The organism is Streptomyces coryli, from assembly GCF_011044975.1.
Classification (GTDB): Bacteria; Actinomycetota; Actinomycetes; order Streptomycetales; family Streptomycetaceae; genus Streptomyces; species Streptomyces coryli.
In genome coordinates this window covers 1-14,207 of sequence record NZ_JAAKZV010000091.1, presented here as the reverse complement: position 1 = coordinate 14,207, position 14,207 = coordinate 1, and the positions used below count along the sequence as shown (strand labels likewise).

The 14,207-nt window shown below is 72.3% G+C and carries 16 protein-coding genes and 1 tRNA gene; 5 read left to right on the top strand and 12 right to left on the bottom strand.

Going from position 1 to position 14,207, the window contains the following annotated elements; genetic code table 11:
* The first annotated feature begins 191 nt into the window (after window positions 1–191).
* From G5C51_RS20715 to G5C51_RS20705, 3 genes are read left to right on the top strand one after another with little or no spacing between them, the layout of a single operon-like run.
* Window positions 192–1,067 carry an FAD binding domain-containing protein gene (locus tag G5C51_RS20715; protein ID WP_165239572.1) on the top strand — a complete coding sequence of 292 codons (876 nt, stop codon included), beginning with the start codon at window positions 192–194 and terminating at the stop codon, window positions 1,065–1,067.
* Window positions 1,064–2,491, top strand: a complete 1,428-nt coding sequence (locus G5C51_RS20710) for a 2Fe-2S iron-sulfur cluster-binding protein (protein WP_165239571.1) — start codon at window positions 1,064–1,066, stop codon at window positions 2,489–2,491. The genes G5C51_RS20715 and G5C51_RS20710 overlap by 4 nt, the downstream gene beginning before the upstream one ends.
* A 28-nt stretch (window positions 2,492–2,519) precedes the next feature.
* Window positions 2,520–4,823: a xanthine dehydrogenase family protein molybdopterin-binding subunit gene (locus G5C51_RS20705; protein ID WP_165239570.1), complete on the top strand. Its 2,304-nt coding sequence runs from the start codon at window positions 2,520–2,522 to the stop codon at window positions 4,821–4,823.
* Window position 4,824: 1 nt separating this feature from the next.
* On the opposite strand, the gene G5C51_RS20700 is transcribed toward G5C51_RS20705, so the two are convergent.
* The gene (locus G5C51_RS20700) at window positions 4,825–5,319 is read right to left on the bottom strand and encodes a cupin domain-containing protein (RefSeq protein ID WP_165239567.1); all 495 of its coding nucleotides are present in this window, start codon (window positions 5,317–5,319) and stop codon (window positions 4,825–4,827) included.
* 165 nt (window positions 5,320–5,484) lie between these two features.
* Between G5C51_RS20700 and G5C51_RS44080 the strand changes: the two genes are divergently transcribed.
* Complete coding sequence (locus G5C51_RS44080) at window positions 5,485–6,204, top strand: peptidoglycan-binding protein (RefSeq protein ID WP_165239565.1); 720 nt, start codon at window positions 5,485–5,487, stop codon at window positions 6,202–6,204.
* Between the two features lie 28 nt (window positions 6,205–6,232).
* Here the strand turns inward: G5C51_RS44080 and G5C51_RS20690 are convergent, their stop codons facing one another.
* The 6 genes from G5C51_RS20690 to G5C51_RS20665 form a co-directional block, all read right to left on the bottom strand.
* Entirely contained in the window at window positions 6,233–7,024 is a 792-nt protein-coding gene (locus G5C51_RS20690) for a S16 family serine protease (RefSeq protein WP_165239595.1), read from the bottom strand.
* 60 nt (window positions 7,025–7,084) lie between these two features.
* A complete protein-coding gene (locus G5C51_RS20685; protein WP_165239563.1) occupies window positions 7,085–7,744 on the bottom strand; it encodes a helix-turn-helix domain-containing protein in 660 nt (219 codons plus the stop codon).
* A 303-nt stretch (window positions 7,745–8,047) separates the two neighbouring features.
* The gene (locus G5C51_RS20680) at window positions 8,048–9,829 is read right to left on the bottom strand and encodes a DEAD/DEAH box helicase family protein (RefSeq protein WP_165239561.1); all 1,782 of its coding nucleotides are present in this window, start codon (window positions 9,827–9,829) and stop codon (window positions 8,048–8,050) included.
* A 110-nt stretch (window positions 9,830–9,939) separates the two neighbouring features.
* Window positions 9,940–10,323 (bottom strand): type II toxin-antitoxin system death-on-curing family toxin, encoded by a 384-nt coding sequence (locus G5C51_RS20675; protein ID WP_165239559.1) that lies wholly within the window; start codon window positions 10,321–10,323, stop codon window positions 9,940–9,942.
* Between the two features lie 3 nt (window positions 10,324–10,326).
* Window positions 10,327–10,530, bottom strand: coding sequence for an Arc family DNA-binding protein (locus tag G5C51_RS20670; RefSeq protein ID WP_420824835.1), 204 nt, complete (start codon window positions 10,528–10,530; stop codon window positions 10,327–10,329).
* Window positions 10,531–10,554: 24 nt separating this feature from the next.
* Window positions 10,555–12,003: an MFS transporter gene (locus tag G5C51_RS20665; RefSeq protein ID WP_165239557.1), complete on the bottom strand. Its 1,449-nt coding sequence runs from the start codon at window positions 12,001–12,003 to the stop codon at window positions 10,555–10,557.
* 171 nt (window positions 12,004–12,174) lie between these two features.
* Here G5C51_RS20665 and G5C51_RS20660 point away from each other — a divergent pair.
* Window positions 12,175–12,249: transfer RNA gene (locus tag G5C51_RS20660), tRNA-Cys, on the top strand.
* A gap of 5 nt (window positions 12,250–12,254) precedes the next feature.
* Here the strand turns inward: G5C51_RS20660 and G5C51_RS20655 are convergent.
* The 5 genes from G5C51_RS20655 to G5C51_RS20635 all read right to left on the bottom strand — a co-directional run bounded on the left by G5C51_RS20655 (window position 12,255) and on the right by G5C51_RS20635 (window position 14,061).
* A complete protein-coding gene (locus G5C51_RS20655) occupies window positions 12,255–12,677 on the bottom strand; it encodes a type II toxin-antitoxin system VapC family toxin (protein ID WP_206314110.1) in 423 nt (140 codons plus the stop codon).
* 11 nt (window positions 12,678–12,688) lie between these two features.
* On the bottom strand, window positions 12,689–12,952 hold the full coding sequence (locus G5C51_RS20650; protein WP_165239553.1) for a ribbon-helix-helix domain-containing protein: 264 nt from the start codon (window positions 12,950–12,952) through the stop codon (window positions 12,689–12,691).
* A gap of 81 nt (window positions 12,953–13,033) precedes the next feature.
* Window positions 13,034–13,228: a hypothetical protein gene (locus G5C51_RS20645; RefSeq protein WP_165239551.1), complete on the bottom strand. Its 195-nt coding sequence runs from the start codon at window positions 13,226–13,228 to the stop codon at window positions 13,034–13,036.
* Window positions 13,225–13,818: an ArsR/SmtB family transcription factor gene (locus G5C51_RS20640; RefSeq protein WP_240929807.1), complete on the bottom strand. Its 594-nt coding sequence runs from the start codon at window positions 13,816–13,818 to the stop codon at window positions 13,225–13,227. Before G5C51_RS20640 ends, G5C51_RS20645 begins: the two co-directional genes overlap by 4 nt.
* Before the next feature lie 84 nt (window positions 13,819–13,902).
* On the bottom strand, window positions 13,903–14,061 hold the full coding sequence (locus G5C51_RS20635) for a hypothetical protein (protein ID WP_165239547.1): 159 nt from the start codon (window positions 14,059–14,061) through the stop codon (window positions 13,903–13,905).
* Window positions 14,062–14,207: the final 146 nt, after the last annotated feature.

The following is a 14,207-nucleotide window of genomic DNA, read 5'->3' as shown; positions in this document are numbered from 1 at the left end:
GACCCCGTCAATCGCTGCGAAGAGTGATAAGTGCCACCCGCGGGCCCGCTCGTAGCAGGAGGCTCCGGGACAGAGGTAACCTCGGGATTCTCCCGCGCCGCCGGGACCGGAAGATGTGCAAGAGTTGGCTGACCCGGTCCGAGAGAGCGGGAGCAGTGATATCGGGGGAGAGTGCGGAAGGGGCTGCTGAGTTGACCACTCGCGCACCGCAGGTCGCGTCCGCGGTCATGCTGCCTTCCTCGCTCGAGGAGGCGGCCGCCGCGCTCGCCACCACGCCCGCGGCCGTGCCGGTCGCAGGCGGTACGGACCTGATGGCGTCCGTCAACGCCGGGCTGCTGAGGCCCACGGCGCTGGTCGGGCTCGGCCGGATCAGCGAGATCCGCGGCTGGCATTACCAGGACGGGCACGCGCTGCTCGGCGCCGGGCTCACCCACGCCCGCATGGGACGCCCCGACTTCGCCGCGCTCATCCCGGCGCTCGCCGGGGCGGCGCGGGCCGCGGGCCCGCCCCAGATCCGTAACGCCGGCACCCTCGGCGGCAACATCATCACCGGCGACCGCACCGGCGACGCCCTCCCCGCGCTGGCCGCGCTGGAGGCCGACCTGATCATCGTCGGCCCGGACGGCGCGCTGCGTGAGCTGCCCGTCTCCCATCTGCTCGGCGGCGTCGACATGCTGCGCACCGGCGAGCTGATCGGCTTCGTACGGGCGCCGCTGCTGCACGCACCCCAGGTCTTCATGAAGGCGACCGGGCGGACCGGTCCCGGTCGCGCCATCGCCTCGGTCGCGTTGGTGCTCGACCCGGCGCGACGGGGCGTGCGATGCGCCGTCGGCGCCGTCGGGCCCGCGCCGATGCGGCCGCTGGAGGCCGAGCAGTGGGTCGCCTCGCTCATCGAGTGGGACGCGGGCCGTCGGCTCGCCCCCGAAGCTCTGCAGGCCTTCGGCGAGTACGTGGCCGCGTCCTGCATCCCCGACCCCGAAGAAGGCACGCTGCCGGCCGCGGCGCAGCACCTGCGCCGTACGGTGGCGGCCCTGGCCCGCCGAGCTCTTGGGAGGGCGCTGTCGTGAACGCGAAGGACGGCTGGGAGCCGCTGCCCCGCGGCACCGGCGATTACGACCCGGAGGCCACGGCGTTCGTGCAGCTCCCGCCCGAGGGGCTGCCCCCGGCGCAGGAGGGCGCGGACCCGCTGGCCGCCCCCGGGCACTACACGCCGCCGCCCATAGCGGTGCCGGTGGCCGGCACCGATCCGGCGCAGACCGGGCAGTTCCGGGTGCCTGACTTCACCGATGTCACCCAGCAGATCCCGGTGATCGGCACCGGAGCCGTCGGCCCGATCGCCGTCACCGGCGCCGAGCACCCCGCCGACGGTGAGGGCTCGCGGGTCGAGGGCCGGATCGGGGACTGGCAGGAGGTGCAGTCCACCGCGCCGACCGGGCCGTGGCCGGACGCGTCGGGCGGGTCGACGCCGCTGGGCGCGCAGGTCGTGCCTGGCGCTCCTGGCGCTCCGGGCCTGGAGGCTCCGGTCCACGACGGCGCGGCGGACGGCGACGGCGCCGTGCGGCCGGGCGCCGGGCACGAAGGCGGGGCTCAGGACGCCACCGGACACTGGCAGTTCGGCGACCTTGATACGGGCGAGGCCCCGGCCGGCTCCATGCTGCCCGGCCTCTCCGCCGGGCTCGGCGCCGGCATGGCGCACTCCGGCGACGGCGACGGCCACGCCCACGGGGTGGACACCGACGGCTCCGGCTGGTCCGTGCCGCCCGCCGGCGACTTCCCGGACGACTCCACCGGCATGACGCTGGAGGCCTCCGGCCTCGCCGACGCCGCCGAGCACCCGGCCGAGCTCGCGGAAGCCTCCACCGACCCCGACGACCACCCGCGCGCCTCGTACGTGCTGCGTGTCAACGGCGAGGACCGGCCGGTCACCGACGCCTGGATCGGCGAGTCCCTGCTCTACGTGCTGCGCGAGCGCCTCGGCCTCGCCGGCGCCAAGGACGGCTGCTCGCAGGGCGAATGCGGCGCCTGCAACGTCAAGGTGGACGGCCGCCTGGTCGCCTCCTGCCTGGTCCCCGCGGCCACCGCGGCCGGCTCCGAGGTCCGTACCGTCGAGGGCCTGGCCAAGGACGCCAACGGCAACAGATGCCCCTCCGACGTGCAGCGGGCGCTGGCCGCCTGCGGCGCCGTGCAGTGCGGCTTCTGCATCCCGGGCATGGCCATGACCGTGCACGACCTGCTCGAGGGCAACCACACCCCGAACGAGCGCGAGACCCGCCAGGCCCTGGCCGGCAACCTCTGCCGCTGCACCGGCTACCAGGGCGTCCTGGCCGCCGTCCAGGAGGTCATCGCCGAGCGCAATGCCGCGCGGGGCGCGGCGGCGCAGGAGACGGGCGCGCACATTCCGCAGCAGGCCGCACCCGGGCAGGGCGGCGCGCAGGGTGCGCACATGCCGCCGCCACGCGGCCACGGTCACGATGAGGGTGGCGTGCTGTGAGTCTTCGTCATCAGGTAGGTGGTCGGTCATGAGCAACGACGCCACCATGGCCACGCCCGCCGCCGGTACGGACCTGGGCGGAGCCGTCAGCTCCGGCATCGGCGCCTCGGTGCCGGCCGTGGACATCCCGCCGAAGGTCGAGGGCACCTATCCGTACGCCTCCGACCTGTGGGCCGAGGGCCTGCTCTGGGCCGCCGTGCACCGCTCGCCGCACGCCCACGCCCGGATCATCGCGATCGACACGACCGCGGCCGAGGAGATGCCGGGCGTACGGGTCGTGGTGACCCACGAGGACGTCCCCGGCGGCTCCACGCACGGCCGCCGCATCGCCGACCGCCCGGTCTTCGCCGAGGACCTGGTCCGGCATCACGGCGAGCCGGTCGCCGCCGTCGCCGCCGACCACCCGGACACCGCGCGGCTGGCCGCGGCCGCCATCGCGGTCGAGTACGAGATCCTCGACCCGGTCACCGATCCGCAACTGGCCTTCTCCGCCGAGCCGCTGCACCCCGACGGCAACCTGATCCGGCACATCCCGCTGCGCTTCGGCGACGAGGCAGTCACCGGCGAGGTCGTCGTCGAGGGCGTCTACCGGATCGGCCGCCAGGACCCGGCACCCATCGGCGCCGAGGCCGGCCTCGCCGTCCCGCGCCCCGACGGGGGAGTGGAGATCTATACGGCCTCCACCGACCCGCACGCCGACCGCGACACCGCCGCCGCCTGCTTCGGCCTGGAGCCGGAGCGGGTGAAGGTCGTCGTCACCGGCGTGCCCGGGGCCACCGGCGACCGCGAGGACCGCAGCATGCAGCTGCCGCTCGGCCTCCTCGCGCTGAAGACCGGCTGCCCGGTCAAGCACGCCGCCGGCCGCGAGGAGTCCTTCCTCGGCCACGCCCACCGGCACCCGACGCTGATGCGCTACCGCCACCACGCGGACGCCACCGGCAAGTTGGTGAAGGTCGAGGCGCAGATCCTGATGGACGCGGGCGCGTATGCCGACTCGTCGGCGGACGCGCTGGCCGCCGCGGTGTCGTTTGCCTGCGGCCCGTATGTCGTCCCGCACGCCTTCGTCGAGGGCTGGGCGGTCCGTACGAACAACCCGCCGGCCGGGCACCTTCGCGGCGAGGGCGCGATGCAGGTCTGCGCCGCGTACGAGGGGCAGATGGACAAGCTCGCGGCGCAGCTGGGCCTGGACCCGGCGGAGCTGCGGATGCGCAATGTGATGGCGACGGGCGACCTGCTGCCGACGGGCCAGACGGTGACGTGCCCGGCCCCGGTGGCCGAGCTGCTCACGGCCGTACGCGAGGCGCCGCTGCCGCCGCTGCCGAAGGACCTCCCGCAGGAGGAGTGGCTGCTGCCCGGCGGCCCCGAGGGCGCGGGGGAGCCGGAGTCGGTGCGGCGCGGGGTCGGTTACGGCCTCGGCATGGTGCACATGCTCGGCGCCGAGGGCGCGGACGAGGTGTCCACGGCCACGGTGCGGGTCGACGGCCCGGTCGCGACCGTGATGTGCGCGGCGGTGGACCACGGCCAGGGCTTCTCGACGCTGGCGCGGCAGATCGTGCAGGAGGTGCTCGGCGTCGACGAGGTGAACGTCGCCCCGATCGACACCGACCAGCCGCCGGCCGGTCCGGCCACGCACGGCCGGCATACCTGGGTGTCGGGCGGCGCGGTGGAGCGCGCCGCGAAGATGGTCCGTACGCAGCTTCTCCAGCCCCTCGCCCAGAAGTTCGGCATGTCCGCCGAGCTGCTGACGATCGCCGACGGCAAGATCACGTCGTACGACGGGGTGCTCTCGACGACGGTCGCCGAGGCCCTGGACGGCAAGGAGCTCTGGGCCACCGCCCAGTGCCGCCCGCACCCGACCGAGCCGCTCGACGAGACCGGTCAGGGCGACGCCTTCGTCGGTCTCGCCTTCTGCGCGGTACGGGCCGTCGTCGACGTGGACGTCGAGCTCGGCTCGGTCAAGGTCGTGGAGATGGCGGTCGCGCAGGACGTCGGCAAGGTCCTCAACCCGCGCCAGCTCGCCACCCGCATCGAGGCGGGCGTCACGCTGGGCGTCGGCGCCGCGCTGATGGAGAACCTCCGCACGCAGGACGGCATCGTCCGCCACCCCGACTTCGCGGGCTACCCGCTGCCGACGGCGCTGGACGCGCCGGCGATCCGTATCGTCAAGCTGATCGAGGAGCGCGACGTCGTCGCCCCCTTCGGCGCGAAGCCCGCGTCGGCGGCCCCGGTGGTCACGTCCCCGGCGGCGGTGGCGGCGGCGGTACGGGCGGCCACGGGGCGGCCGGTCGGGCGGTTGCCGATCCGGCCGCAGGCCGTGATCCCGCAGCAGTGAGCTACTCCTTGGGTTCGTCCACGAAGTAGCTGTCGTGGCGGATCCGGAAGTCCTCCAGCTCCTGCCCGCCGCGCCGGCTCATCTCCGCGACCTGCTCGAAGTACTCCTCGCGCGGCGCGCCCGGCGCGAAGAGCAGCAGCATCCTGGCGGGGTCGTCGGCGGAGTCGTTCCGGAAGGCATGCAGCCCGCCGACGGGCACGTAGAGGAAGTCCCCGGCCGTGGCGGTGATCCACTTGTCCCCGTCGTAGAGCCCGACTTCGCCGTCGAGGACGTAGAACGACTCGGAAATGGTGCGGTGAAAGTGCGTGGAGGGCCCCGGCGACCCCGGCGCCATCTCGACCTCGTAGAGCCCGAATTCCCCGCCGGTGGTCTCGTGCGTGGCCAAGTATTTGGTGTGCCCACCACCCGACTGAATCTCCGGCTTGGCCCCCACGGGCCGGAAGACTGCGTTCACTTCACCTTGCGCTTTGTGGTAGCGCGGCTCCGGATACGACATGGGGGCAGGGTACGTGAGTGCCAAATCCGTGCCCGCAGACAAAAACCGCCTGAAATCCCTGATTCCTGACCTACCACCCGCCGCCCTTGCGGCCACCCCCTCTGGCATCGCAAGATCGGCCATCGCGGCGGGACCGCCCTGCCCCGACGGAGTTGGTGATCGCAAGTGTCCAGCGGGACGTGTCCCACCTGCGGCTTCCCCGAGGCCGCCTGCCCCGGCCACGGCACGACGCCCACCGGTATGCCGGACGCCCCGCCCATCTCCCACGGGCCCAGCAATGCCGCTCCCGGGGACCTGCAGCTCTTCGACGCCGCCCGGCCGGAGCCGGTGCAGCCGTCCCGCCCGGCCGACGAGACGGCCCTTCCCTCCGCCCGCCGGCTGCCCCCGGTCTGGGTGACGCTGGCCGTGGTCGGTGCGGTGATCCTGGCCGCCACCGGGGCGCTGCTCCTCCACCTGCACAACTCGCAGCCGGACGACCAGCCCGTAGGAATGCCGGTCATCACGCCGAGCGCCGGCGACTCCAGCAGCAGCCCGGCCACCAAGCCGGCGAAGACCCGGGAGCCGGCCACGCCGCCGGCGGACCGCTCGTCCCCGCGCCGGAATGCGTCGGAAGCCCGCACGCCCACGGCGTCGCCCAGCCGCGACGACAGCGCGTACCTGGAGCCGGGCGAGGAAGGCGCGCAGGTCGCCTACCTGCAGCAGGACCTGGCCGACCTCGGCTTCTACGGGAAGGACGGGCTGGACGCCGGCGGCCAATACGGCCCGCTCACCGCGGCCGCCGTCACCTCGCTGCGTAACAACTACGGCGTCATGGACGACGGCGGCGAGGGCGTGGCGGGACCGAAGACACTGGCGAAGATCCGCGAGTTGACGGGACGCGGCTGACCCGGGCGGATCCGTGAGGCGGCCGGCCTCAGCAGCTGGAGACCTTGCCCCCGGACTCCAGCGCCTTCAGCTCCCCGACCGCGCCCGACAGCGTCTTCACCGGAATCAGCCGCAGTCCCTCCGGCAGCTCCGACTTCGCGTCGCCGCACTCCGCGGCCGGCACCAGGAAGACCGACGCGCCGTCGCGCTTCGCCGCCTGCGTCTTCAGCGGGACGCCGCCGACCGCGCCGACCTTGCCTTCCTCGTCGATCGTGCCGGTGCCCGCGATCTTCCGGCCGCCGGTGAGGTCGCCGCCCGCGCCGTTGCCCTCGTACTTGTCGATGATGCCGAGCGTGAACATCAGCCCGGCGCTCGGCCCGCCCACCTCCGCGAGCCGCAGCTTCGCGTCCAGGTCGTCCGCCGACTTCCCGAGGAAGGCCCGGGCGGCCTCGGTGGCGTCGTCCTGGGACTGCTTCATCTGATCCGCGTTGTAGTCGCGGATCTCCTGCGAGGTGTCCCCGACCGGATAGACGGAATCCTTCGGCATCACGGCCTCGTCCGTGGCGAACCAGCCGCCGACCACATCGCCGAGCCGGACCGTGGCGTCGGGACCGGTGGCGACGATCGTCGTCATCCGCAGCTCCCCCGACGTCTTACGGGCCTTCACCCCGTCCCCGGAGAGCGTGATGACGGGCTTGCCGCCGTTCTCCCCGAGCACATCGGCCGTCATCCCGGGCTTGGCCACGGAGAACGGCAGCGGAGCGAGCGCGGCGGCGGCCAGCAGCCCGGCGACGGGCACGGCGCAGAGCGCGAGCAGGACAGGCCGGGAGGGCTGGGACATACGGAGCACACGGACAATCTACGTGACGGGCGGCGAGGGCCAGGCACACGGCCCGGCCCCTCACCGCAGCGCTTCGGACACCTCTCTGGCCGCCTCCACCACCCGCGGCCCCACCTGCTCCGGGATCGCGTCCGCGAGCATCACCACGCCGACGCTGCCCTCGATCCCCGTCACCCCGAGCAGCGGTGCGGCGGCGCCGCTCGCGCCCGCCTCCAGCTCGCCGTGGGTGAGCGCGAAGGCGATGTCGACGTCCGCGGCCGAGGCGTCGTGGCCCAGGCTGCGGCCCTTGAGGATCGCGCGGCCCGCGGCGCCCGTGTCGAGCGGGTGCCGGAAGCCGGCGCGGTACGCGACGTGGTAGTCCGTCCAGGACGGCTCCACCACCGCCACCGCAAGGGCCTCGCTGCCGTCGACCAGCGTCAGGTGCGCCGTCGCGCCGACGTCCTCGGCGAGGGTGCGCAGCGCGGGCATCGCGGCTTCCCGTACCAGCGGATGCACCTGGCGGCCGAGGCCCAGCACGCCCAGGCCTATCCGGGCCCGGCCGCCGAGGTCGCGGCGGATCAGGGCGTGCTGTTCCAGGGTGGCCAGGAGGCGGTAGACCACCGTGCGGTTCACGCCGAGCTTGTTGGCGAGCTCGGTGACGGTCAGGCCGTGGTCGGTATCGGCCAGCAGTTTGAGGACACGTAGTCCTCTGTCGAGGGTCTGGGAGGTCTCCGCGGTCACGCCGCCTCCTCGGGGGGTGAGTGGCGGCTGCGCGGCCATTGCGGACCGGGGCCGCCGGTCGCAGGGCACCGGCTTGCCGCCCGGCGCGGCGACGCTGCCGCGCGGGCGGGCTCCGCCCCGGGGCCCCGGGTGGAGTGACCGGAAACCTAGCGAGCTGGTCCGCTCAGCGGAAGCCCTCGTCCAGAATCCGGGCGCACCTTTATCACGCCGTCACCAAACCGACGTTGCAGGCGTCTTGTCCAGACCCACCCGCCCCGTATACCGCTGAGTAGCCGCATCTCGTATCGCAAGACGCGCCGCACGTCAGCGCATCCGCGTGGCCCACTCCCGCACCTTGGCGATCCGCTGCTTCAGCTGCCCCGCCGTGGCCTCCGCGCTCGGCGGGCCGCCGCACACCCGGCGCAGCTCGGTGTGGATCACGCCGTGCGGCTTGCCGGTCTGGTGCACGTAGGCGCCGACAAGGGAGTTGAGCTCCTTGCGCAGCTCCATGAGCTCGCGGTGGGTGACCACGGGCCGCCGGTCGGCCGGCATCTCCAGCAGGTCGGCCTCCTCGGCCGGCTTCTTCTTGCTGTGCGCGATCTGCCGGGCCTGGCGCTTCTGCAGCAGCATCTGCACCTGGTCGGGCTCGAGCAGGCCCGGGATGCCGAGGTAGTCCTGCTCCTCCTCGCTCCCCGGGTGCGCCTGCATGCCGAACTCGGCGCCCTCGTATACCACTCGGTCGAAGACCGCGTCCGACTGCAGCGCCTCGAAGGGCAGCTCGTCCTGCTCGCCGGTGTCCTCGTCCTGCTGCTTGTTGGCTTCCTCGAGCTCCTTCTCGCTCTCCGCGTACGGGTCGTCCTCGCCCTTCTTCGGCTTGTCGAGGATGTGGTCGCGCTCGACCTCCATCTCGTGCGCGAAGGAGAGGAGGTCGGGGATGGTGGGGAGGAAGACGGACGCCGTCTCGCCGCGCCGCCGGGACCGTACGAAACGGCCCACGGCCTGCGCGAAGAACAGTGGCGTGGAAATGGTGGTGGCGTACACGCCGACGGCCAGCCGCGGCACGTCGACGCCTTCGGACACCATCCGGACCGCGACCATCCAGCGGTCCTCGGACTGCCGGAAGTCCTCGATGCGGCCGGACGAGCCGGTGTCGTCGGAGAGCACGACGGTCGGCTTGGCGCCCGTTATGTCGCGCAGCACCTTCGCGTACGCGCGGGCCGACTCCTGGTCGGCGGCGATGACGAGGCCGCCGGCGTCCGGGATGCCCTTGCGGACCTCGCTGAGGCGGGCATCGGCGGCGCGCAGCACGTTCGGGATCCAGTCGCCCTTGGCGTCGAGCGCGGTGCGCCAGGCCTGGCCGATGGCGTCCTTGGTCATCGGCTCGCCGAGGCGGGCCTCGATCTCGTCGCCGGCCTTGGTGCGCCACCGCATGTTGCCGCTGTACGAGAGGAATATGACGGGCCGCACGACGCCGTCGCTGAGGGCGTGCCCGTAGCCGTACGTGTAGTCGGCGGAGGAGCGGCGGATCCCGTCGTTCCCCTCCTCGTACGTGACGAAGGGGATGGGGTTCGTATCGGACCGGAAGGGCGTGCCGGTGAGGGCGAGGCGGCGGGTCGCGGGCTCGAAGGCCTCCAGGCAGGCCTCGCCCCAGGAGCGGGAGTCGCCGGCGTGGTGGATCTCGTCGAGGATGACGAGGGTCTTGCGGGACTCGCACCGATTGCGGTGCAGCATGGGGCGGACGCCGACACCGGCGTAGGTGACGGCGACGCCGTGGTACTCCTTGCCGACCGGTCCCGCGCTGTACTCCGGGTCGAGCTTGATCCCCACCCGCGCGGCCGCCTCGGCCCACTGCTTCTTCAGATGCTCGGTCGGCGCGACGACGGTGACCTGCTGCACGACGTGATGATGCAGCAGCCACGAGGCGAGCGTCAGCGCGAAGGTGGTCTTCCCGGCGCCGGGCGTCGCGACGGCAAGGAAGTCCCGCGGCTGCGACGCGAGATACGACTCCATGGCCCCCTGCTGCCAGGCGCGCAGCTTGCTGGCCGTACCCCACGGGGCACGACCGGGGAAGGCCGGGGAGAGGTGGTGCGAGGCGGTAGTACTCACGATCTCCGACGGATCTCGACGACGTTCAACGGGCAACCGCGTCAGCCTACCCGGGAGGCTGGGGCGCCTCGCCGGTCACGCCCCGGGAGGGCGTCGAGATGTGATCCGGGTCATGCCTCGTCGTGCAGCTTCCGGAGGGAGGCCGCGATCGCCGAGACCTCCTCAATCCGACCCGCAGCGATGTCTATGACGAGGTCGTAGGCACGGTCCTGATCGACGTCGACCATGTCGAACCCGTTGGCATCGAGGAAGACCGCTGTGCACATCCACGCGGTGCGCTTGTTTCCGTCGACCAGCGGATGGTTCGAGGTCAGCGAGTGCAGCAGGGCGGCGGCCTTCTCGAAGAGCTCCGGATATGCCTCGATGCCGAACGCCTGCTGCCGCGGCCGGTGCAGCGCGGAGGCCAGCAGGCCAAGATCCCGGACCGCGATCCGCTGCCCCGCGCAGGCCAGTTCAGCCAGGTCCAGGGCCTCTCGGTCCGTCAGGTACTTCACGCCTTACTCCCCCAGCCTCCGCAGCAAGTCCGCGTGCCTGACCGCGTACTTCGCCCCCAGCTTGCGGACGGTCTCCCGGTCCGCCTCCTCGGTCAGATAGCGCTCGACGGCCTGGATCACTATGGCGTGCATGCTCCGCCCCTCTGCTTCCGCGCGCTGCTTGAGCGACTCCTGGAGCTCGTCGGGCAGCCTGAGATTCATAGCCATACCAAAATGGTACCAACTATGGGGTCATCGTGGTACCGCTGGTCGCAGCCGCCCCGCGACCGCCGCGCCCACCAGCGCCACCCCCGCCATCGGCAGGAACACCGCCACAAAGGCCCCCGGATGCGAGCCGGCGGACCCGGCGTCCACCGACCCATGCCCCACCTTCGCCCCGCCGAGCGCCGCGAAGACGACGCCCGCCACCGCCAGCAGGACCACGTTCGCCAGGCTGTCCGAGAGCTGGAGGGCCGCCGAGTTCGTGCCCGCCTCCTCCGGGGCCGAGAGCTTCAGCAGCAGGACGCTCGTGCCCGAGATGACCATGCCCATCCCGTAGCAGCCGACCGCCCAGGCCAGCCCGATCAGCCATACCGGCACCGACTCGTTCAGCACCAGCGCCGCCGACGCGATCGCCGTCGCCGTGAGGAGCATTCCCGTACGGACCAGGCTCTCGCGATACCGCTCCAGCCGCGGCCGCGCCTGCGTCCATGAGCCCAAGGCCCACGTCGCGCCCCCGACCGCCAGTGCCATGCCTGCCGCCGTCACGGACAAGCCGCGCTGGGTCACCAGCATCAGCGGCACGAACGACTCCGCCGCGATGAACGAACCCGCCGCGATGCCGCGCATCAGCACCACCGTCGGCAGGCCGCGCGCCGCCGCGTACGTGCCGCGGGGCAGCAGCCCGCGTACGGCCGGCACCAGCAGCGCCGCACCCGCCACCGCCGGGACCGCCGACAGCCACCGCACGTCCTGCCCCGCGTACTGCAGCAGCCCCGCCCCCACCGCGATCGCCCCGGCCAGCCCGATCCGCCGGCGGTCCAGCGCCGGCACCCGGTCCGGGTCCACCGGCCCCGCCGCCCGGCGGCGGATCGCCGGCAGCGCCACCAGCACCGGCAGCAGCACCAGGGGCGGGATGCCGAGGAACACCCAGCGCCAGCCGAGGTGTTCGGTGACGGTGCCCGCCGCCAGCGGCCCGACGACCGACGGCACCACCCACGACGCCGCGAAGGCGGCGAGGATCGACGGCCGCAGCCGTTCCGGGTAGGCGCGGCTCACCACCACGTACAGCGCGACGATCACCAGCCCGCCGCCGAGGCCCTGCACGGCGCGCCCGGCGATGAAGACCCACATCGACTGGGCGCTGCCGGCGAGTACGAGCCCGACCGCGAAGGACGCGATCCCGGCCGCGAGCGGACGCAGCGGGCCGCTGCGGTCGGACCACTGCCCGGAGATCACCATCGCCGCGAGGGCGGTGGTGAAGTAGGCGGAGAAGGCGTACGCGTACAGCCCGACCCCGTGCAGATCCCGGGCCGCCGCGGGCATCGCCGTGCCGACGGCCATTGCCTCGAAGGCGATCAGCAGCACGACGGTGACGATGCCGAGGGTGAGCATCCGGTACGTACGGCCGAGAACTCCCTCGGCGCGGGGCTCGGACGCGGCGGTGCGGCCCTGCTCGGCGGCGGCTTCGACATCGGGCATGCTGCCGAGCGTAAGAGGCATGACGCCCTTTGACACCTGGCTTTCGACGGGCACCCGCTCGGCCGCAGGTCCTAGGTCTTTGTGAAGCCCGTATTGCAGTCCCATGGCGGCGCCCCGGCAACCGTTGACCCGCCCCCGGCCCCCCGCTCTATGGTCGGGACAACAGCACACGGCCGTGTGCCCGAGTGGCTTAGGGGCCAGCCTGCAAAGCTGGTTACACGGGTTCGATTCCCGTCACGGCCTCCACATCGTCAGGCCCCGTCCTCCAGGGGGTGGCGCCAGCGCAGGCCGGGGAACTTCGCGAAGTCACGGTCCGCGCTGTACAGAGTGGAGCCGCTCTCGATGGCGATTGCTGCCAGGTAGGCGTCCGGCACCAGCTTTCCCTTGGCTCCGACGCGGCGGCAGAGGCGGTCGAAGATCTCCCAGTGCCGAGCCCCTTCGTACAAGGGCGTGGTGGCCGGGGCCTCGCGGATGGAGGCAATGAAGTCCAGCGCCGCCGTGGTTGGTGCTGGATCCTTGAATGTCCTCCGGTTCGTCACCAGCCGGACGAAGCCCGAGGCCACCACCGCGTTGAGTGCGACCGGTTCGTCGTCTTCGAGCCGGCCGGTGAGCCACTCCCGGTACTTGGCGTGGTCGATGGAGGCCTTGCGGAAGGCGTAGACCAGGATGTTCACGTCGCAGAAGATCACTGGCCGTACCCCTCGGTGAACTCGTCCTGCATAAGCAACTCGTCAATCGCCTCGCGATCCTCGAGATCGACGCCAGGCTGAAGCTCGCCTCCATCCCAGGTCGGCAGGGTGACGGCCGCATTGCGTGCCGCATTCAGATCACGCGCGAAGGATGCGCGCACCGCATCCTCTATCACCGCACTCAGGGTGACGCGCCTGCGAGTGGCGCGGAGCTTGGCTTCCTGGAGCAGGTCCTCGGGGAGGTCCACTGTCGTCCTCATGCATCCCAGTGTCCGCCCACTGCATCATGATGCGCAAGCTCTGACCAGCGCTTTCGCGCGTGCGCGCGCCCCCGGCGCGTGCTACGAGGCCGTGGCTGCGGGCGTCCGTACGAGGCGGAGGCCGGTCTCGACCAGCAGCCAGCCGAGGCGGATCCGGGCTTGGGCGGCGGGCTTGGGGTGGCGGGCGGCGCTGCGCTCCCAGGCGCGGGCTTCGGCCTGCAGCTCGGTGGAGCGGGTGGCGTGGGTGCGTTCGTGGAAGTAGGGGTGCCCGGTCATGACGACTCCTCCGGAGTATCAGGGATGGGGAAGGCGTGCAGGTGGATGCGGACGCGCGCGGCGTCCTTCGCTTCGGGCGGGTCGTCGCCGAAGTCATTGATGAGCGCGTGGATCTTCTCGTCCAGCTCCCTGGCGCGCTCGGGGGTCAGCCGCAGCCGCATGCTGCTCATGTCCCCCAGCCCCTGCCAGACCTCGGGCCACTCGTGCATCGTGCCGAGCCAGGTGCTGAGCTCAATGGTGTGCCGGGCGGCGACCTCCTGCAGATACAGGTTCATCGCGCCCCGGACCTCGGGGTCCGGATGCTCCAGGAAGTCCTCCAGATGCTCGACCGCGATGCTGGTGTATGCGGAGCGCCACCAGCGCTCGCGGCCGCCCTGACCCTGGCGCTCCGGGTCGTCCTCGACGAAGCCCTTCGCAGCGAGCTGGCGCAGGTGATAGCTGGTCGCGCCGCTCGACTCGCCCAGCTTGGCGGCGAGTTGCGACGCGGTGGCCGGGCCGCCCTCGCGCAGTGCGAAGAGCAGCCGCATCCGCAGGGGATGGGCGACGGCGCGGAGGCTGTTGGGGTCGAGCTGGTGGACTCTCTGGCTCATGAATAGGAGACTAGGGCATGCAAAGAACCTTTGCATAGAGGCTATGCAAAGGTTCTTTGCATGCGATGGGGCGGACGGCTGCGGCTAGCGGATCAGCCGCAGCCCCACCTCCACCAGCGCCCACCCCACCCGCACCCGCAGCTTCTTCCGAGGCGGACGAGGACGGCGGGTGCGGCGGCGGGTGTCGAGGATTTCGCGCAGTGCGTCGTTGGCTACGAGGGTGGTGAGAGCGTCTGTGTGCATGACGGGGCCTCCCTACGGCAGGGCAGAGCAAGGGAAAGGGGAAGAGGGGGAGGGGAGTTGAGGCGACGTCACATGGTGGCCATGCCCGGAAGCCTACGGACGGCAGGTACGCGAACCAACCGAGTTTCCCCGGCCCCCCGCACCCC